The sequence below is a fragment of the Pseudomonas sp. 91RF genome, assembly GCF_003576265.1.
GTDB classification, from domain to species: Bacteria; Pseudomonadota; Gammaproteobacteria; order Pseudomonadales; family Pseudomonadaceae; genus Aquipseudomonas; species Aquipseudomonas kribbensis.
This window is the reverse complement of sequence record NZ_QWFC01000024.1, coordinates 147,763-167,144: the sequence shown is the minus strand read 5'-3', so window position 1 is coordinate 167,144 and position 19,382 is coordinate 147,763. Positions and strand designations below refer to the sequence as shown.

Annotated in this window: 11 protein-coding genes; 4 read left to right on the top strand and 7 right to left on the bottom strand. The window is 59.6% G+C overall.

Annotation, left to right across the window (positions count from 1 at the left end):
- Positions 1 to 2: 2 nt before the first annotated feature.
- Together DXT77_RS12020 and DXT77_RS12015 are read right to left on the bottom strand one after the other, a co-directional pair.
- Positions 3 to 1,328: an APC family permease gene (locus DXT77_RS12020; protein ID WP_119427753.1), complete on the bottom strand. Its 1,326-nt coding sequence runs from the start codon at positions 1,326 to 1,328 to the stop codon at positions 3 to 5.
- Positions 1,329 to 1,534: 206 nt separating this feature from the next.
- Positions 1,535 to 2,356 carry a carbon-nitrogen hydrolase family protein gene (locus DXT77_RS12015; protein ID WP_119427752.1) on the bottom strand — a complete coding sequence of 274 codons (822 nt, stop codon included), beginning with the start codon at positions 2,354 to 2,356 and terminating at the stop codon, positions 1,535 to 1,537.
- Positions 2,357 to 2,481: 125 nt separating this feature from the next.
- Here DXT77_RS12015 and DXT77_RS12010 point away from each other — a divergent pair, with 125 nt between their 5' ends.
- Positions 2,482 to 3,282: a LuxR C-terminal-related transcriptional regulator gene (locus tag DXT77_RS12010; protein ID WP_119427751.1), complete on the top strand. Its 801-nt coding sequence runs from the start codon at positions 2,482 to 2,484 to the stop codon at positions 3,280 to 3,282.
- 36 nt (positions 3,283 to 3,318) lie between these two features.
- Positions 3,319 to 4,938, top strand: coding sequence for an FMN-binding glutamate synthase family protein (locus tag DXT77_RS12005; RefSeq protein ID WP_119427750.1), 1,620 nt, complete (start codon positions 3,319 to 3,321; stop codon positions 4,936 to 4,938).
- Positions 4,939 to 4,947: 9 nt separating this feature from the next.
- On the opposite strand, the gene DXT77_RS12000 is transcribed toward DXT77_RS12005, so the two are convergent.
- Together DXT77_RS12000 and DXT77_RS11995 are read right to left on the bottom strand one after the other, a co-directional pair.
- Positions 4,948 to 6,453 (bottom strand): glucosyltransferase domain-containing protein, encoded by a 1,506-nt coding sequence (locus DXT77_RS12000; protein WP_119427749.1) that lies wholly within the window; start codon positions 6,451 to 6,453, stop codon positions 4,948 to 4,950.
- Between the two features lie 171 nt (positions 6,454 to 6,624).
- Positions 6,625 to 8,043, bottom strand: a complete 1,419-nt coding sequence (locus DXT77_RS11995; RefSeq protein ID WP_119427748.1) for an amino acid permease — start codon at positions 8,041 to 8,043, stop codon at positions 6,625 to 6,627.
- A 496-nt stretch (positions 8,044 to 8,539) separates the two neighbouring features.
- Here DXT77_RS11995 and DXT77_RS11990 point away from each other — a divergent pair, with 496 nt between their 5' ends.
- Together DXT77_RS11990 and DXT77_RS11985 are read left to right on the top strand one after the other, a co-directional pair.
- Positions 8,540 to 11,650: a transglycosylase domain-containing protein gene (locus tag DXT77_RS11990; protein WP_119427747.1), complete on the top strand. Its 3,111-nt coding sequence runs from the start codon at positions 8,540 to 8,542 to the stop codon at positions 11,648 to 11,650.
- A gap of 176 nt (positions 11,651 to 11,826) precedes the next feature.
- Positions 11,827 to 16,785: an NEL-type E3 ubiquitin ligase domain-containing protein gene (locus DXT77_RS11985; protein WP_119427746.1), complete on the top strand. Its 4,959-nt coding sequence runs from the start codon at positions 11,827 to 11,829 to the stop codon at positions 16,783 to 16,785.
- Positions 16,786 to 16,799: 14 nt separating this feature from the next.
- Here DXT77_RS11985 and DXT77_RS11980 read toward each other — a convergent pair whose 3' ends face one another.
- Genes DXT77_RS11980 through DXT77_RS11970 form a run of 3 tightly spaced genes read right to left on the bottom strand, consistent with a single transcriptional unit; the run spans position 16,800 to position 19,374 of the window.
- On the bottom strand, positions 16,800 to 18,062 hold the full coding sequence (locus DXT77_RS11980) for a hypothetical protein (RefSeq protein WP_119427745.1): 1,263 nt from the start codon (positions 18,060 to 18,062) through the stop codon (positions 16,800 to 16,802).
- A gap of 49 nt (positions 18,063 to 18,111) precedes the next feature.
- On the bottom strand, positions 18,112 to 18,615 hold the full coding sequence (locus DXT77_RS11975; protein ID WP_119427744.1) for a CS1 type fimbrial major subunit: 504 nt from the start codon (positions 18,613 to 18,615) through the stop codon (positions 18,112 to 18,114).
- Between the two features lie 18 nt (positions 18,616 to 18,633).
- Positions 18,634 to 19,374, bottom strand: a complete 741-nt coding sequence (locus DXT77_RS11970; RefSeq protein WP_119427743.1) for a molecular chaperone — start codon at positions 19,372 to 19,374, stop codon at positions 18,634 to 18,636.
- Positions 19,375 to 19,382 lie beyond the last annotated feature (8 nt).

Below are 19,382 nucleotides of genomic sequence, written 5' to 3'. Positions count from 1 at the left end.
TGTCAGGTCGCTTCCTGGAAATCCATTTCCGGTGGCTGGCGACGGAAACCGCCGGTCAGCACCGCCAGATACACCACGCCAATCGCCAGCCAGCTCAGGCCCAGATACACCGCCAGGTGATCGAGGCTGACCATCAACCACAAGTCCGCCACCAGACCGATGAACGGGAACACCAGAAACAGCAGCAGCTCACGCAGACCTTTTTTCTCGCCACCGATCCAGTAATGAAAGATCACTGACAGGTTGACCAGACTGAAGGCCAGGAATGCGCCGAAGTTGATGAACGAGGTCGAGGTGGTCACGTCGAGTTTCAGCGCCAGCAATGCCACCACGGCGCAGAGCAGGATGCTGTTGACCGGTGTGCCGAAGCGTTCGTGCAAGGTGCCGAAGAATGACTTGGGCAACACACCGTCACGGCCCATCGCGAACAACAGCCGCGAACCGCTGGCCTGGGCGGACAGTCCCGAGGCGAACTGACCGACGATCAAACCGATGAGGAAGATCGACACGAACAGATCGCCGCCGATATTGCGCGCAATCTCATAGGCCGCCGAGTCGACGTTGTCGAACTGGAACGACGGATGAGCGACCTGCACGAAGTACGACACGCCGACGAAAATCAGCCCACCGATCAGGGTGATCAACATGATTGCCCGAGGGATGGTGCGACGTGCATCGCGGGTTTCTTCGGTGAGGGTGCTGACCGCATCGAAACCGAGGAACGAGTAGCAGGCGATGGCCGCACCGCTCATGATCAGCGGCATCTGCATGTCGCCGTTGAAGAACGGCTTGATCGACCACAGCGGCGTGCTGGCATCGCCGCCGACGTAATGCACGCACAGGGCGACGAAGGCGATCAGCACCAGAAACTGCACCAGCATCAGCCAGGCGTTGATGCCGTTGGCCAGCTTCAGGCCGATGATGTTGATCGCACTGGTGATGCCGATGAACGCCAGCACCCAGATCCACTGCGGGATCGACGGGAAGGCCGAAGCGAGATATGCGGCACCGATCAGCCAGATCGCCATCGGCAGAAACAGGTAATCGAGCAGCACCGCCCAACCGGCGATGAACCCGAGTTTCGGGCTGATGGCCTTGCGCACATAGCTGTAGGCCGAGCCGGCCACCGGGAACGCGGCGGCCATGCGGCCATAACTCATGGCGGTGAAGAACATCGCCACCAGCGCCGCCAGGTACGCGGCGGGCACCATGCCGGCGGTGGACTGGGCGAGGATGCCGAACGTGCCGAGGACAATGATCGGCGTCATGTAGGCGATGCCGAACAGCACCACCGACCCCAGCGAAAGGGTGCGTTGCAAACGAGCCATGGGCGACTTACTCCGGATTTTATTGGATTTATGGCAGAGGCCGAGTTCGGCGAGTGTTTCGGGTGTTGCGTTGTTGTTTTTGGTCAAGCAAGTGTGTTGTCTGTCAGGGCCTCATCGCGAGCAGGCTCACTCCCACAGTGACCACTTCCCCCTGTGGGAGCGGGCTTGCCCGCGAAGGCGCCAGCCCGACAAATACAAAATCCGGATCAACGTGAAGGAATCAGCAGCTCCCGCAGTCCAGAAGCGTGTTCAACCACCTCCCCCGGCAACCTCAACCGCTGATCATCCAGATACCGATAATCCTTGCGCGCCAGCTCCAGCTGAGCGAAATCCAGTTCGACACTGAACCGCCCTTCCTCACGCCCGGCCTCGAACAGCACCGTGCCCAGCGGATCCACCAGCGCACTGCCGCCGGCGAACATCAGCCCGTCATCCCCGGCTTCCACCCGGTTGACCATCAGCGCAAACGCCTGGTTTTCCTGGGCCCGGGCCATGATTGCGGTGCGGTGGGTCGGGCCGTAAGGGTCCATGTTGCCGTTGGTGACGATCAGCAACTCGGCGCCCAGTTGCGCCAGGGCACGGGCCGATTCCGGGAACTCGATGTCGTAGCAGATCAGCAGACCGACCCGCACGCCGTTCCACAGGCACGTGGCGTAACGGTCGCCGGCCTCGAACACACCGCGATCCGAGGCCCAGAGGTGGGTCTTGCGGTATTTCAGGGCGATGCCTTCGGGGGTGATCAGCAGCGTGGTGTTGTAGAAGCGGCCGTTGTCGTTTTCAGCCATGCCGATCACCACGACAATGTTGCGTTCGCGGGCAGCGGCCTGCACCGCGCTGACGGTCGGGCCGTCTACCGCTTCGGCGATCTGCGCCACGGTGTCGGCGGTCGGGAAGCCCATCAGGTGGGTCTCGGGGAACACGATCAGTTGCGTGTCGGCCGGGCACTCGGCAATCGCCGCCAAGGCGCGTTCAAGGTTGTACGCCGTGTCTTTGTCACGGCCCGTCAGCTGGGCGAGTTCGACTTTCATGGGGAGTCCTTGTTATGAGCGCCGGGCGCCGAAAGATTGCCCGGCGGCTGTCTGTGGGCCAGTATGCTTCGCATTCGACCGGCCAGGGAATTACGCGGCCGGGGTAACCCGATAGGGGTAGAGGCATGACTGTTTCGTTTGACGACATCACCTGGCACCGCGCCGTCGGGCAGTTGATCGACGCCCTCGACAAGCCGAATTTCTGGGCGCAACTGGTACGCCTGCTCGACCAGTACGTGCCGTTCGATAGCTGGGTGGCGCTGCTGTTCAGCGCCGACCGTCACCCCCAGGTGTTCGCCGAATGCCCGGGGGAAGACGGCAGTCCCGACCAGTTGTTCCAGGATTACCTGCGCGGGTTGTACCTGCTCGACCCGTTCTACATCGCTTGCCGCGAGCAATCGCGCACCGGGTTGTACCGCCTGTCGGAGGTCGCGCCGGAGCATTTCGAGCTCACCGAGTATTACCAGCGATACTTTCGTCTGAATGTGGTGGCCGACGAAATCCAGTTCAATTGCCAGCTCGAAGGCGACCGCACGCTGTGCCTGTCACTGGGCAGCAAACAGCGTTTCAGTGGCGAGCAGATTGCCCTGCTGTCGCTGATCCAGCCGTGGGTGCTCGGCCTGTTGCGCCAGCGCCTGCCCTACGAGATCAATGAAATCGTCGCCCTCGCCCCGTCGCCGGCGCAACCGGACTGGCGGGTGCAGCTTGAAGCGTCGGTGCAGCAACTCAAGGGCGCGCAACTGACCGCCCGGGAACTGGATGTCGGGCGTTTGATGCTCAGCGGTTGCTCCAGTAAAGAAATCGCCCGTAAGCTGGAAATCTCTGTTGAAACCGTGAAAGTCCATAAGAAACACATGTACAGCAAGCTGGGGATCAAATCCCAGTCGGAGCTGTTTTCGATTTTCCTGCAGGCGCAGAACGCCTGACTGCCGCAAAAAATCTGTCCGAACCAAGGAAACCGTATGAGCCTGTCACTCCTGAGCCGCTACGCCTTCTTTGCCGTCTGCGTGATTTTCACCCTCGCCAGCCTGCCCTTCCTCGAACACGACTGGCTGTGGCCGATCACCGCCGTCACCGGGGTGCTGAGCCTGCTCGGTCTTTTCGACCTGATGCAAAGCCCGCACGCGGTGCGCCGCAACTACCCGATCCTGGGCAACATCCGTTATCTGGTCGAGGGGATTCGCCCGGAAATCCGCCAGTACCTGCTGGAATCCGACAGCGACGCCCTGCCCTTCTCCCGCGCCCAGCGTTCGCTGGTGTATTCGCGGGCCAAGAATGAAAGCGCCGACAAACCGTTCGGCACCCTGATCGACGTGTATCAGTCCGGTTTCGAGTTCATCGGCCACTCGATGCGCCCGGCGCCGCTGAGCGACCCGAACAGTTTTCGCGTCACCGTTGGCGGCCCGCAATGCACCCAGCCGTATTCGGCGTCGGTGTTCAACATCTCGGCCATGAGTTTTGGCTCCCTCAGCGCCAACGCGATCCGCGCGCTGAACCAGGGTGCAAAACTCGGCAACTTCGCCCACGACACCGGCGAAGGCAGCATCAGCCCCTATCACCGCGAACACGGCGGAGACCTGACCTGGGAACTGGGCAGCGGTTACTTCGGCTGCCGTACCAGCGACGGCCGTTTCGACCCGGAACGCTTCGCCGCCCAGGCGCAGACGCCGCAAGTGCGGATGATCGAAATCAAGATGAGCCAGGGCGCCAAACCCGGCCATGGAGGAATTCTGCCCAAGCACAAGGTCACCCAGGAAATCGCCGACACCCGCGGCATCCTGATGGGCGAAGACTGCATCTCGCCGTCCCGCCACAGCGCGTTCTCCACGCCGATCGAAATGATGCATTTCATCCAGCAACTGCGTGAACTGTCCGGCGGCAAACCGGTGGGCTTCAAGTTCTGCCTCGGTCATCCGTGGGAGTTCATGGGCATCGCCAAGGCCATGCTGGAAACCGGCATCCTCCCGGACTTCATCGTGGTCGACGGCAAGGAAGGCGGGACCGGCGCCGCACCGGTGGAGTTCACCGACCACATCGGCGTGCCGATGCGCGAAGGCCTGCTGTTTGTGCACAACACGCTGGTCGGTCTGAATCTGCGGGACAAGATCAAGCTCGGCGCCAGCGGCAAGATCGTCAGCGCTTTCGACATCGCCAGCGTGCTGGCCATCGGCGCCGACTGGGCCAACTCGGCGCGGGGCTTCATGTTCGCCATCGGCTGCATCCAGTCGCAAAGCTGCCACACCAACAAATGCCCGACCGGCGTCGCCACCCAGGACAACCTGCGCCAGCGCGCACTGGTGGTGCCGGACAAGGCCCAGCGGGTCTACAACTTCCATCGCAACACGTTGAAGGCACTGGCGGAAATGCTCGCCGCCGCCGGCCTCGATCATCCGTCGCAACTGTCGGCCAAGCACCTGGTACGGCGCATGTCGGCCACCGAGATCAAACTGTTCTCGCAGTTGCATGTGTTCCTGAAACCGGGGGAACTGCTCACCGGGGAAGTGAACGGCGAGTTCTATTCGCGGATGTGGCAGATGGCGCGGGCGGACAGTTTTGAGCCGCAGGACATCGCGGCTGCCTAGCGGTAACGCTCACCAACTCAAGAGCCGACCATGAGGCGGCTCTTTCATGACGATGAAACCGTAATCGCCGATCAGATAGATGCGGTAATAGAGGCTGTCCACCAGCGCTGGAAAACCCTGATAGCCGACGCGGGTGGCGTTGCGTCGCTCGCGTTCGGCGACCACGTTGGTGATGCCGGCCGAGGGCAGGTTTTCGGCGAGCATGAAGTAGTCGATATTCAGCAGATAGCGCAGCACCGGCAGCTGTTTGAACGTGCCCGTCGCACTCGCCAGCCAGCGGTCGGAGTAAGTGACCGAAATATAGATCCGCTTGGCTTCGCGCAATTCGCGATGGGCAGAAATGTCGTGACTGAGGCTGTAGAGAGCGCTGCTGGCGAAGGTTTTCTCCATCGTCAGCACCCGCCCGTACGCGAAGGACAGCGACAGCGTGGCCAGAAGCGGAATCGCCAACAACAGGGGCAGCTGCGAGTGCAGCGACGTCAATCCGATACGGGCCAGATAGAACAGCAACATCAGCAGCACGCCGAACCCCATCAGGGTTCGCGCACCTTCGTTGAAGTCGCGAAACAACAATGTCATCCCCGGCACCAGCAGCACAATCAGCGGCAAAGTCAGCAGGCAGCCAAAGCTCAGGAGCAGGCCCTTTGCGAGTGGTTCCCGGCGCAGGCGAATCTGCCGTCCCAGTGTCACACCACCGAATAAAGCACACACAAGCAACACGACGAACACCGCCGTGTAGCCACCGTGAAACAGCAGTGCCACCTTCTCCAGGACCCGGCCAGAATTGATGCCGATCTGCAACAGTGGATCAGCACTGAAGTCGAGCAATTCGGTGCGTGTTGAATCCGTGAACGGATAGGCCGTGACTGCGTAGATCGACACGCCCAGCACCAGTTGCGCCAGCCTCCATCCCGACAGGCGCCAGAACTCCGCCCACGGCACTCGCCGATGAACAGTCCTCAGTAACTCCACACAGCACAGTCCGAGAAACACATTGAGGCTGATCTGATACAGCCCGATCGCCAGCGCCAGCAACACCGAAGGCACCAGCCATCGCTGTATCCGGGAAGTGCCGCAAAACGTGATCGCGTAAATCACCGCCACCAGACTCAGGGCCATGCCGGCCCCGTCGTATTGATAGGACAGGTTCTGCAGCAGGAACGGGTTGTACCAGAGCGGCAACGGCACCAGACAACAGGCCAGGGTCGGTTCAGGGAAATAGTGAAAGGTCAGTCGGGTCAGGGCCAGTGACATCGCCAGCGTGGCGAGCAACAGCGGCAAGGGATAGATGTTCGGCGCAGCGCCCGTGAACGTCAGCGCTTTATACAGCCAGTCCATGAACAGGCGCCCCTGCCCGGCCCACACATTACCGGCAGCCAGGGTGCGCCAGTTGTCATCGATGTAGGGGAAGTCGGCGAGGATCAGCGGCAGGATGTACAGCGTCGTGGCGAGCAGGAAAAACAGCACGACCTGACGGCGGCCGAGTTCTCGTACGAGAAAATCGCTGATCCTCATACCGGCGCCTCTGTGCACTGCCGCGCGGGAAACTGCGTCTATAAAGCTTGGAACATGGCACGAGGTCAGAGGTCGTTTTTTACGCGGTTTTCAGACAAGCGGCCTCAATCTCTCGCCCACAAACAAGCCCCGGCCAATCGACCGGGGCTTTCAGGTTTCAGCAATGGCGATTTACGAAGCCGAACGCACCGCACCTTGCGACACATCGGTCGGTTGCAGCTTGAACACGTAGAACAGAACGGTCAGCAGCACCAGGAACGCCGGGCCGACATACAGCGCCACGCGGGTGTCCGGGAAGTACGCCATCAGGCCCACCACCAGCACCAGGAACGCCAGCGCCAGATAGGAGCTGACCGGGAACAGCCACATCTTGTACTTCAGGCCGGCCCGCTCGCTGGCGCTCAGGCCTTTGCGGAATTTCAGCTGGGCCAGCAGGATCATCACCCAGGTCCAGATCGCGCCGAAGGTGGCGATGGACGTCACCCAGACGAAGACTTTTTCCGGCACCAGATAGTTCAGCAGTACGCCCAGCAGCAGGGCGAAGATCGACAGCAGCAACGCCCGACGCGGCACGCCGTTGGAGGTCTTGGCGAAGCCGGCAGGCGCCTGGCCGTTCTGCGCCAGGCTGTAGAGCATGCGCCCGGTGCTGAAGATGCCGCCGTTGCAGGACGACAGTGCGGCAGTGATCACCACGAAGTTGATGATGCCGGCGGCGGTCTTGATGCCCAGACGTTCGAAAGTCATCACGAACGGGCTGCCCTGCGTGCCGATTTCATTCCACGGGTAGATCGACAGGATCACGAACAGTGCGCCGACGTAGAACAGCAGAATCCGCCAGAACACCGAGCCGATGGCACCGGGAATGGTCTTCTGCGGGTTCTTCGCTTCACCGGCGGTCAGGCCGATCATCTCCACGCCCAGATAAGCGAACATCACCATCTGCAGCGACATCAACACGCCCGTGACGCCGTTGGGCATGAAGCCGCCATGGGTCCACAGGTTGGAAATCCCCAGCGCCACACCGTCGTTGCCGAAACCGAAGGCGATGATGCCAATGCCGCCGAGCACCATGGCGATGATGGTGACGATCTTGATCAGCGCAAACCAGAACTCGAACTCACCGAAGGCCTTCACCGCGATCAGGTTGATCGAGCCCATGCTGACCAGCGCCGCCAGCGCCCAGATCCAGCGCGGCACATCGGGGAACCAGATGCCCATGTACACCGCCACTGCGGTGATTTCCGCGACGCAGGTCACCAGCCACAGGAACCAGTAGTTCCAGCCGGTGAGAAAGCCTGCCAATGGGCCGAGATAATCCTGTGCGTAACGGCTGAAGGAACCGGCCACCGGGTTGTGCACGGCCATCTCGCCGAGGGCGCGCATGATCACCAGGATCGCCAGGCCACCGATGATGTAGGACAGCATGATCGCCGGGCCGGCCATTTCGATGGCCTTGGCCGAACCGAGAAACAGACCGACACCGATACAGGCGCCGAGCGCCATCAGACGGATATGCCGTTCGCCGAGTTCGCGTTTGAGTGGACCGCCGTTCGCGGTCTCGCCATGGGGCGGGTGATTGCCGACTGGCATGGGGGACTTCCTCGTCTTGTTATTGGATAGACCACCGAGTGTCGAAGCGTCGGCCGATAAGCCCCGGCTTCCCGACACCGCACCGGCCTCGTGGGCAGACGCGTCCTCCAGGTCCGGGCCTGGGGATCAGCGGGGCTGGCAGTATAAAAAGCTTCCAGCAGGATATTTCACTCTAAAAACCGACTTATTCAGCGACAAGCATCGTTATAAATCGGCATTTCGAGATAAAAACTCCTGAAAAAACCGGATTATTCACTGCCGAAATGGGCGCCGAGTATTGCACAGCAATGGTGCAGCGTCATGCCCCTACCCAAGTCGTATTTACCCGCGAACCGCTCTGATCCGCGCTTTTTCGAGACATTCACAGGCGTTGCTGCCGGATTGCCCACTGCGCAGATTTGTTCAGGGTCGAAGCTTCACAATTTTTTCACCCGCGCCAACCACCGACTAAGCTTCAGTCAAGTCCGATCAATCTGCGTGAATGGATCAATCGACTATGGGCGCTTTGTGGCAAACCGATTCGAGTGAAAAAGTGGTTCCGACTGAACGTGTGGATGAAGCGCCTGTTCCTGAGAAACCCCGTCGTAACCGGCATGGGTGGAAGGCTTTCTGGCTGTTGCTGGTGATCATTGCGATTGTGGTGGGCCTGGCCGCGATGAAGGAAATGCGCACCTCGCGTTTTCAATCCCGCGAGGTCAGCCAGTACGCCGCCAAATTGACCTATGAACTGCAACCGGGCCCCAGCGAAGCCATTCGTTACCCAGGCAACGGGCCGTTCGATCTGCGTCTGGGTTACAGCTCGCTGGATGAGTTTTTGCCACGACTGCTCAAGCGCAATTACGTGATCACCGAACAGACGCGCTTCTCGCCAGCGCTGCTCGGCTATACCGACAAGGGCCTGTTCGTGCCCTACTCCGAGAAAATCCAGGCGGGGCTGTCGATCACCGATTGCCGGGCCGCGCCGCTGTATCAGTACAACTATCCGCAACAGCTGTATTCAAGTTTCGAGTCGATCCCGCCGGTGGTGGTCAACAGCCTGCTGTTCATCGAAAACCGTTTCCTGCTGGATCCCAAACAACCGCTGGCCAACCCGGCAGTGGACTGGCCGCGCTTCGGCATGGCCGCGTGGTCGCAGGTTGCCAAGTTGCTGCACTTGCCCGGGCAGTCGGCGGGCGGCAGCACCCTGGCCACGCAACTGGAAAAGTATCGCCACTCGCCCGACGGACTGACGGTGAACGGTGCCGAGAAAATCCGCCAGATGATTTCCGCCAGCGTACGCGCCTATCAGGCCGGACCGGACACCTTGCCGGCGCGGCGCAACATCATTCGTGACTACCTCAACAGCGTGCCGTTGTCGGCAGTGCCGGGGCATGGCGAAGTCCATGGCATGGCCGAAGGCTTGCGGGTCTGGTACGGCGCCGATTTCAACGAAGCCAACAATAAACTCGCCAGTACCGCGACCGATCCACAGACCATGGCCGACAAGGGCCTGGCTCTGCGGGAAATGCTCTCGCTGATGATCGCCCAGCGCCGTCCTTCGCATTATCTGACCAAAGGCCGGGAAGAACTGGCCGACCTCACTGACAGCCACCTGCGCCTGCTCAAACAGAATGGCGTGATCGACAACGCGCTGGCCGATGCCGCCCTGGCCAGCAAGGTCACTTACCGCGACTGGCAGACCCAGCCAACCATTCAGCCGATCGAGACCAATAAAGGCATCAGCGTCGCCCGCAGCCGGTTGGCCTCGATGCTCAATCGTCCGCTGTACGACCTCGACCGCCTCGACCTCTCGGCCACCAGCACCCTGCAAGGCGAACTGCAAACCCAGGCCACCGCCTACCTGAAGAAACTCGCCGACCCGGCCTACGCCGCCGAAGTCGGCCTGATGGGCGAACGCCTGCTGACGCCCACCAGCACCACCCAGGTGCGCTACAGCTTCACCCTGTTCGAACTGACACCGGACGGTTCGCGGGTGCGGGTGCAGACCGACAGCACCGACCAGCCGTTCGACATCAACGAAGGCAGCAAACTGGAACTGGGCTCCACGGCAAAGATGCGGGTGCTGACCACCTACCTGCAAATCATCTCGGAGCTGCATGACAAGTACGGCGCCATGACCGTGCCGGAACTGAAGAAAGTCGACGTGCCGGATCAGGACCGCCTGACCCAGTGGGTGATCGATTACCTGATCCAGAACAAGGATCACGATCTGTCGAAGATGCTCGGCGCAGCCCTTGACCGCAAATATTCCGCCAGCCCCGGCGAAGCGTTTTTCACCGGTGGCGGCCTGCACGTGTTCCACAACTTCCGCAAGGAAGACAACGGCCGCATGCCGACCCTGCGCGATGCCCTGCGCGAGTCGATCAACCTGCCGTTCATTCGCCTGATGCGCGACCTGGTGCGCTATACCACCTACTCCGGCCCCAACAACAGCGCCGAGCTGCTCAAGGACGACCGCGACCCGCGGCGTCAGGAATACCTCGCCTCGTTCGCCGACCGCGAAGGCACTTCGTTCCTGCTCAAGTTCTGGAAGAAGTACAAGAACAAGGACACCCAGGCTCGCCTCGACACCTTCCTCGACAGCATGCGCCCGACGCCGATCCGCATGGCCGCCGTGCACCGTTATCTGCTGCCCAACGCCAGCCAGGAAGACTTCAACAGCTTTGTCCGCTCACATCTGAAGGGCGTGAAAATCACCGAAAAACTGACCGACGAACGCCTCGAACGGCTTTATCTGGCCTACGGCCCCGGCACCTACGATTTGCCCGACCAAGGCTTCATTGCCAAGGTCCACCCGCTGGACCTGTGGCTGATCGGCTACCTGCTCAATCACCCGGACGCGACCTGGAGCCAGATCGTCAAGGCCAGTCAGTTCGAACGTCAGGAAGTCTACAGCTGGCTGTTCAAGAGCAAGCACAAGGGCGCCCGCGACAGCCGGATCCGCACCATGCTGGAGATCGAAGCGTTCCTCGACATCCATCAGCGCTGGCAGAAAGTCGGTTACCCGTTCGATCACCTGGTGCCGTCGCTGGCCACCGCCATCGGCAGCTCCGGCGACCGCCCTGCCGCGCTGGCCGAACTGATCGGCACCATCCTCAATGACGGTGTGCGCATGCCGACCCTGCGCATCGACAGCCTGCATTTTGCCGCCGGTACGCCTTACGAAACGCGAGTGGTCAATGACCCGCATGTCGGCAAACGCGTGATGCCTTCCGAGGTCGCTACCGCCATGCGCGAAGCGCTCTCCCAGGTGGTGGATTCGGGGACTGCCAAACGTGTTTCCGGCAGTTTCAAAATGGCCGATGGCCGACCGCTGATCATGGGCGGCAAGACCGGTACCGGTGACAACCGGATCGAAGCCATCGGTTCCGGCGGACGGATCCTCAGTTCCAAGTCGATCAACCGTACCGCCACGTTTGTGTTCTACATCGGCGACAGTCATTTCGGCACGCTCACGGCCTATGTGCCCGGTCGTTCGGCGGAGAACTTCAAATTCACCTCGGCGTTGCCGGTCCAGGTGCTCAAAGGCATGGCCCCGATTCTTAACAACTATCTGCAACCGGGTAGCCACACGCAATGCCAGCCGGTCGAGGTTGCGCGCCGCTGAAAGGTGGCGCGTCATTTCCCCGATATCGCTGCCGGGTCATATTTATTTGGTTTTCACATTCAAATTCAAGAACATGAATCACGGGATCCGCTGGTGTTCCGACAGGATATTTTGACTTTTATTTGAGAGACAGAGGAATACGCTAATGATCCTCTGACAAACGAAATGGAATTCAGATGTCCAGCCTTAAAACAAATACCCCACCTCTCTCGACAACTTCTTTCACGATAAAAGGCCGACACTACGAGCTCATCAAAAACACTATCCACGACACATTCAAACAAACTTCACTGCACCGGGCCGTGGCTTTGAATTCAGCCTCTCTGAAGAAGTATCCATGGCACGAAAAACAGAGTCAGGCGTCAGTGAAAGCGGCAAATCTCGTCGCCTGGCATGCACAGAACCAGACTGATCAGGCCCTGAGCAAAATCAAAAGTCTGGAATCGTTCGCCGTACATTTGCTGAAAAACGAACTCAAGGAAAAATTTGGCCTGACTATCAATGTCAAGCGAACTTACTTGAGATTGTATTTCCCGAAGGAACTGCCTTGGTACACCATCAATGTATTACCTGGTTTTTCCAGTCGAACCGTGTCCCTTCTGGACGCGGCGCTGCACAATTTCGCAAGTAAGGAAACCTTTACTACCGATTCCGATTTCATCAGTAAACCCGATGAAAACGGACACTTCGATGTACTGGAAATCAAACAGAAAATGTCAATCGAGCAGTTCAAGACATTGTGTCGAGAACTGGATATCGGCAAACGCTACACCCGTTATCTGCGACACCACTTACTGCCTCGCGATCCCGCAACACGTGCCGCGCTCGAGAAACAGACGACCGACAGCCAGAAAGCTGCGTTGATACTCGCTGCGCATCTGGCTCTGCTGACCAACGATATTGGTAGCAACGCCCATGCCGTGGTTCTGGGCATGGCCGAAGGGCAATCCGGGCTGACGCTGGATGGAAAGGTCATGCAGTGTTGCGAATTGTCGATCATGGATGCTGCATTGACCGGAATCGTGCTGTTCACTTCGGTCGAGCGGCAGAGCGCTGGTGAAGACCGGATGATTGCTTACATTCCCCATGACCCCGAGCACCCGTTGAAGGAGTACGCCTCGTCGCTGGACTTCGTCAGAGAACTGACTCGCCAGCTACGTGCCAACGAGACCCTGTCCAAAGGACAGAGCAACTATTGGCAATTTTTCAGCCAGTTCATCGATCAGCAACAGCGCGGTCATTTCTTTGCCGGACTCGACCAGCGACTGAACGAGATCAAATGGCCGAAAGAGAAGGATCGTCTGGACCCGGGGCCGACCTGGAGCCCCACTCGGGTGGAGAAACCCCGACTGGCCTTTCAGGTTCGACCGTTCACGCAGAATCTGTGGAGGCATCAGTACCAGCGAAAAATCGACAAGATCTTCAACGATGCTCGAGACATCGCCGTTTCAACCGAAATGGCCGACCGAAAGGAACGCTGGGCCTGGTGGGACAATTTCGAAAAAATGCTTTCCGACATTTTCCAGGCCGCCTTGCTGGTTCTTACGCCTTTTGTTCCTGTTGTCGGTGAGCTCATGATGGCCTATACCGCTTATCAACTGATCACGGACACTGTAGAGGGCTGGATCGATCTGGCGGAAGGGCATTGGGCAGCATTTGGCGAACAGGTGCTCGGAGTCCTGACCGACTTCATCCAATTGGGTACATTCGCCATCGGCGGCGAGATCGGAAAGGAGTTCAAACTCAAGGTTTCGTCCTTTGTCGACAACATGCTGCCAGTCATATCCCCCGACGGTAATATCCGTCTGTGGCACCCCGACCTCGGCCCGTATGAGATTAGTGGAGCGCCGCCACCGCCCGGCTCTCGTCGTGACGCCAAAGGTCTTTACCAACATGCCGGCAAAAACGTGCTGACACTCGATGGCAAGCACTATGAAGTCAGACAGGACTCACACAACGGCCAGTATCGTATCCAGCATCCAGCACGTCCCGGCGCCTACGCGCCGAAACTTCGCCACAACGGTCGTGGCGCCTGGGTGCATGAAGGTGAAAACCCGAGCGACTGGGCAGGCCCGAAACTGATGCGCCGCCTCGGCGCCATGGCGGAGGGCTTCAGTGATCCGCAACTGGAGACCGTCCGCCTGATCAGTGGCACCGAAGAGCATGCATTGCGCCGGATGTATGTCGAGAACGATCCCCCTCCGTTACTGCTGGAGGACACGCTCGAGCGTTTCCGGGCATCGCGGGACACTGCAACCGCCGTCTCGGATATTCGCGCCGGGCGTCCTATGGATCCCTCATCCTTATGGTTCGAACAACTGGTAACCGAATTGCCGGGCTGGCCCGAAGACTGCGCATTGAAGGTTGATCATGGTGCCGACGGACAAAGCGCCGCACACATTTACGGTAACGCCAACGCCCAACCGTCACGGACATTGACCGTCAGTCTGGCGGATGTCATGGCAGGCAGACTGCCGGAACAGGTGACCGGTTTTCTCTATGAAGCGCAGCTGGAGCGATTGCTTGGCGCCCGGGTTCCGAAGGAACGACGCGTGCAGACCCTGCGCGAACTGCTGGGGAACCAGGTCGATGCCCGCCGATACGACATTACGCAATATACCTATCGGTATCGCACGATCAGCCATGACCCGCGGATTCTTGAGCTTCAACGTCAGTTTCCGGACCTGCCGACAATCATCGCCGAACGTCTGGTCGCTCACGCCCGCCAGCGCGAACTGGACGCTCTGGACAACCATGACCGCCTTCCCCTTGACCTCAGGGCAACAGCCCGTGAATGCGCTTTCGAAACCCGCACGACGCGGGCGTTCGAAGGTTTTGGCGAGAATGAACGGCCGACCCCGGACACCGAGCGACTGGCTTTGAATGTGCTTCGTCTGCACAGCGACACCTATCGCGATTTGCGTATCGAAGTGCGCGATGGCTCGTTTGACGGGTCGCTGCGCTGCAACGCAGGTCCTGCGGATGCGAGCGAAATCCGCGTCCTTTTGCATGACGGGCATGGCCGCTATGAAGTCTTCGACGGCAACCGGCGCCCGTTGTCCGGTCTGGCCGATTTGTACGAGTCGATCCTGCAGGCGATTCCCGCTCAGGCAAGACAACAAACCGGATACAGACCAGGTCAGGGTCGTGCTTTCAAGCAATGGCTGATGGCAATGAGTGAATCGCCAAGGGAACGTCGCACGCTGCTGCTTGAACCTTCGATCCGGCCAGCCGTGCAGACTTCAATGGAGAACCTGGTGCGCGGTCCGGTATTTTCCAGATCGGCCCGGACGATCGAACAACGGGTGAAAGAACTGTATCCACAGTTGAATGATCGGGAAGTGGACATCTTCGTGAGCTCTCTGCCTGCAGGGCGTGATCCTTTCGAGACGGTCCGGGAGCTCAAGGATGAACTGCAAAGGCTGGAGAACCTCCTCGACGAGTGGAAATACTCACAGAGAAGTCCGGATCCCGACGGCTACGGGATCGTACCTGCCGGAGCGTGGACCATCACCGAGCGCCTGCTGGCGTGTTTCAAGCGAGAGGCGCGGACGTTCAACGAGCGCAGTGTTCGCCATGACGGTGGTTACACGCTGGATCTTTCCAGCGAGGGACTGGGAGTTGACCTTGAGAAATGGTGGAAGACACTCCCCGATCTGAAGCTCTGGTTCGATCAGGTCACGACCCTGAATCTTGACCATGCACGCTTCTCACCGGCATCCAGCGGTCTCTTGAAGCACTTCCCCAATCTGCGCCATTTCAGTGCCCGCCAATGCAGTCTGAAGCTGCTGCCTGCCAGAGTTGCCGAGATGCCGAAGCTGGAAACCTTACGACTCAATCGCAACCAGATTCGCCTGACGGCCGAATCATGGGCACAGCTCAGAGACCTTACGCACCTGCGTGTCCTGCGACTTTCCCTGAACCAGCTGGGGCGTGCGCCGGACGTCGGTCGAATGCCTCACCTGGCCGTGCTGGATCTGGCTTACGCCGGTATCGACAGCTGGCCGCAAGGGCTGTTCTCACCTCATCAACGTCCTCGCGGTTTCTTTCTCGATCTGTCCAGTCCGGCAATCACCAGCGTACCGAATGTTGAACCGGGATCGGCGGATGCATGGCTCATTGCTCGAACACGGTTGTCTGCGAGTTTCCTGGAGCCTGAAGATCGCGAGACCTTTTATCAATACCGAGATTCGGTGGGCCTGCCTCGAGAAAACCATTATTCGTTCCTTGCCTCAGAAGCTCGCAGCAAATGGTCAATGAGTGACGACTCTCTATTCTGGAGCGACGATGATCCAGGCCTGGCGACCTATCGCAACGAAGCCTGGGATAACCTGATGCACGAACCAGGCTCCCAGGGCTTTTTCCAGATCATCGACAGCCTCACTCAATCCGCCGATTACCGGGAGGGTGGCGCCTCACGCCAGATTCTGACCCGACGTGTCTGGGACCTGATCGACGCCATGGACATTGATACCGGGCTACGTGAAAACCTGTTTCGCACCGCTGAACAGCCGACCACCTGCGCCGATGCCAGCTCGGAAGTGTTCAACATCATGGGGGTACAAGCCCTCGCGTCACAGGCCTATTCCTACTCCGTCTCAGCCGTGGAGCTCGAAGGCAAACTGGTGAAACTGGCCCGAGGCGCTGCGCGTCTGGAACGGCTGAACGAAATTGCCCGTGCCGATGCACTGTCCCGACCGAGTCGCGAAGAAGAAGTCGAGATCTATCTGGCCTATCAGACCCGCCTCGGGGCGCGGCTCGAACTGCCCTGGCAGTCCGAATCCATGCTGTATGAAGGCATTGCAGGCGTGACGCGAGCCAGCATCGATAATGCCTACAGCACCATTATCGAGCTGGAGAACGGAGACGGGCTGGTCAACGGGATGCTCGAACAACCGTTCTGGGAACACTATCTGCGTGAGCAGCAAGCCGAGGCATACAGGATCAACGACGCGTCCTTTGAACGACAGTTGGCTCGGCTCGAACAAAGGCATTCACCTGATTCCGTGGCGCCGATCAGTGACGATGAGTACGCGCGCGAACTCGCCGAACTGGCGTACCGACGACAGGGGTTGGGACGCTCGCTGACAACCACAGCAATGCGCCGGCACGGGCTGCTGCCGATGCCTTCCTGAGGATATCGGCCCGATCAGACTTCCGAATCCCAGATCACCGTGACACTGCCGGCATAGTGCTTCGCCTGGCCGGGTTGCAACATGTGCTCCATGTAGTGACTCGGCACTTCGAAGTGCAGAACGCCAGGGGCACGATCCACGTAAGCCCCTGGTTGAAACAGCGTATCGGTCGGACGTTCGGTGAGGCGCTTGTGCTTCACCGGCTGGCCGGCAGCATCGGTAATGCCATGGGGCAGGCTGACGCTCAGATAGACCTGGGGAAACGTGCTGCCACTCTCGGGGTCACGCAAACTACAGGCGCCGACTCCTCCGAACTGACATTCGAAGGACATCCGGAATCGCGATGAAGTGGACAGATTGAATGTCTGGTCCCGGAACAACCGGACGGGACGTCGCCCCTCCTGCAACCAGGCCTGCCAGCCGCCCTGCGGTACCAGTTCGATCCTGCTGCCACCCGGCGGCAGGTCGACCTTGAGTACGTGCTGCACGTCCAGTACGAATCTGAAGGTGATGGTTGAATTGTCGGGCAGCAGGTTGTCCCCCGCATCGATATCCTGACCTGGGCCCGTGCCATAGGTGAGTTCGCCGGTATAAACGCCGGCCGACATCGCCAGCGGATTGGGGGTACGCAACTCATAGCCCACGTCCAGATAATCGTAGGACATCCACGGAATGCGAAAAGCCGCCTCCTTGCTGCATACGGCTTCAGCCGGCCCGCGCCAGAATGAGCGATAGAAGTTAGGTCCATGCGCGCTCATCGCCCCGGCATCACAAGGCCTTGAAGGAAACCACCAGCCTCTGCCACCCCACAGTTCGTTGTGTGCCTGTTGATCGTTGGCGGCGCCCGTGAGATTCACTGCCGTATCACTCAAGACGTACTGTGTGCCTACCCCTCCGATTCGCATTTCAACCGTGGCCGCTTCGCCGGTGGCGACGTGCTTCACCGTCAGGCTGCGCCATTGGTTCGGAATCTTGAACATCGCACCGTTGCGTACCGTCGCTCCCGGCTCGATCGAGCGCACTGAGGAGAAGCGCAACGGCAGCCGGACACCCGAAAGGTTATGGGCCTTGCAGTCGGCCACATAGGTACCGCAATAACCGCTTTGTGGCGTCTGATCGACAAATGCGTTGTTTTGCGGCCGGCCCGGGTCAGGAATGAAGCTGGCGCGCATTTCCTGGGTCACCGCGTGCGCTGTGGTGGACAGCATTGCACCCAGCCCCCACACAAACGCGCTGTTACTTGTAAACGTCCTGTTTTTTCCGAAGCTGAACTTCATGCAACATCCTTGCAGTGAAATGCGATGGAGGGTGGCCGAGCAAGCGCTCCTAGCCCCGGGGAGCCGCCGCGTTGAACATGAGACTGACGGTGCCGTAATAGTCGCCGGGCTTGTAGCCGTCGAACTGTTTTACCGGCTGGATCTCCAGCAACACCCGTGCCCCGGCCTTTGCTTCTTCGGCCGATACCACCTGCTGTGGAACGGGCTCGTGGCTTAATTCCTTGCCGTTGAAAAACACCCGCAGAATGATGTGCTGCTGCGAGTCCCTCGCATTGGTCAGGTAGGGAAAGCTCTCCAGGCGTGCCTCGATGGCACTGCTGTCATGCCTGACGTCGAAGTGCTTGCGCAGGGTGCTCAACGCGGAGGCATTCACGTCCCAGTGCAGCACCTGTTCGCGATGAATCCAGTCCGGCTCGCTGGGTATGACGTAGAACTGAAGCGTCGGAATATCCACCGACACATGGAACTCCAGCTCTTCCCGCGCCGCGAACGCCCAGGTGCTCATCAATCCCAATCCTGCGGCCGACGTCAGGGCCATCCATTGTCTGATCATTTTTCGTTTCCCTGAGGGTCAACCGGCGGTTTTCAGGTTCTTTTTGCTGTCGCCTTCGACCAGGATGAAGCGATATTCGCGTCCCGGCTTTTTCTCGAATTCGAACGTCTTGCCGGCCATGACATGGTGTTTGGTGGTCGGATCGCACTCGGCCTCATTGGTTCTGGAGCAACTCTTGAATTCGTCGATCACCACCACGGTGTTGCCGTTGTTGCGCACCTTGTAAGTGTCGGCACTATCGTCGATCACGCTGTCGAACCGGGCATTCTGCGGGCGGACGAAGAAGATCGTGCCGAAACCGGCCATGACGTTGACGCCCGCCGTCAGGGTCTTCTTGTATTCCTCGCGCTCTTCGCTGGAGACTGCGAATTCGTCCTCCTTCTCCGGTACCACCGGGACGAAGCGCACACGGAAGTAACGCTCCTTGTCGCGCTCCCCCATGAACAGCAATCGAGTGGCCTGCATACCCTGAGCAGGAATGATCAAGCGGGCGGGACTGGCCATCACCCCGTCCCGGGCGCCCGCCTCACCCTGCGCCTTGACCGGCACTTCAGTGGAAGTGCCGTCGGCGTTGTAGATGATTTCCAGCACGTTGATCTTGACGAACGCGGTGCTGTCACCGCTGTTGTAGACGCGTTTCAAGTAAGTGCTTTTGTCACCGGCCAGATAGTCGTAGACCACACCGATATTGATGTTCGGACCGGCGTGGGCGGATGGGTAAAACAGACTCAGAACCAACAGGGCAAATAATTGCTTCATGCACACGA

What these genes read in the sequence shown, in the direction of transcription:
- DXT77_RS12020 (WP_119427753.1), bottom strand. Translation starts at nt 1,328, where the DNA reads ATGGCTCGTTTGCAACGCACCCTTTCGCTGGGGTCGGTGGTGCTGTTC.
- DXT77_RS12015 (WP_119427752.1), bottom strand. Translation starts at nt 2,356, where the DNA reads ATGAAAGTCGAACTCGCCCAGCTGACGGGCCGTGACAAAGACACGGCG.
- DXT77_RS12010 (WP_119427751.1), top strand. Translation starts at nt 2,482, where the DNA reads ATGACTGTTTCGTTTGACGACATCACCTGGCACCGCGCCGTCGGGCAG.
- DXT77_RS12005 (WP_119427750.1), top strand. Translation starts at nt 3,319, where the DNA reads ATGAGCCTGTCACTCCTGAGCCGCTACGCCTTCTTTGCCGTCTGCGTG.
- DXT77_RS12000 (WP_119427749.1), bottom strand. Translation starts at nt 6,453, where the DNA reads ATGAGGATCAGCGATTTTCTCGTACGAGAACTCGGCCGCCGTCAGGTC.
- DXT77_RS11995 (WP_119427748.1), bottom strand. Translation starts at nt 8,043, where the DNA reads ATGCCAGTCGGCAATCACCCGCCCCATGGCGAGACCGCGAACGGCGGT.
- DXT77_RS11990 (WP_119427747.1), top strand. Translation starts at nt 8,540, where the DNA reads ATGGGCGCTTTGTGGCAAACCGATTCGAGTGAAAAAGTGGTTCCGACT.
- DXT77_RS11985 (WP_119427746.1), top strand. Translation starts at nt 11,827, where the DNA reads ATGTCCAGCCTTAAAACAAATACCCCACCTCTCTCGACAACTTCTTTC.
- DXT77_RS11980 (WP_119427745.1), bottom strand. Translation starts at nt 18,062, where the DNA reads ATGAAGTTCAGCTTCGGAAAAAACAGGACGTTTACAAGTAACAGCGCG.
- DXT77_RS11975 (WP_119427744.1), bottom strand. Translation starts at nt 18,615, where the DNA reads ATGATCAGACAATGGATGGCCCTGACGTCGGCCGCAGGATTGGGATTG.
- DXT77_RS11970 (WP_119427743.1), bottom strand. Translation starts at nt 19,374, where the DNA reads ATGAAGCAATTATTTGCCCTGTTGGTTCTGAGTCTGTTTTACCCATCC.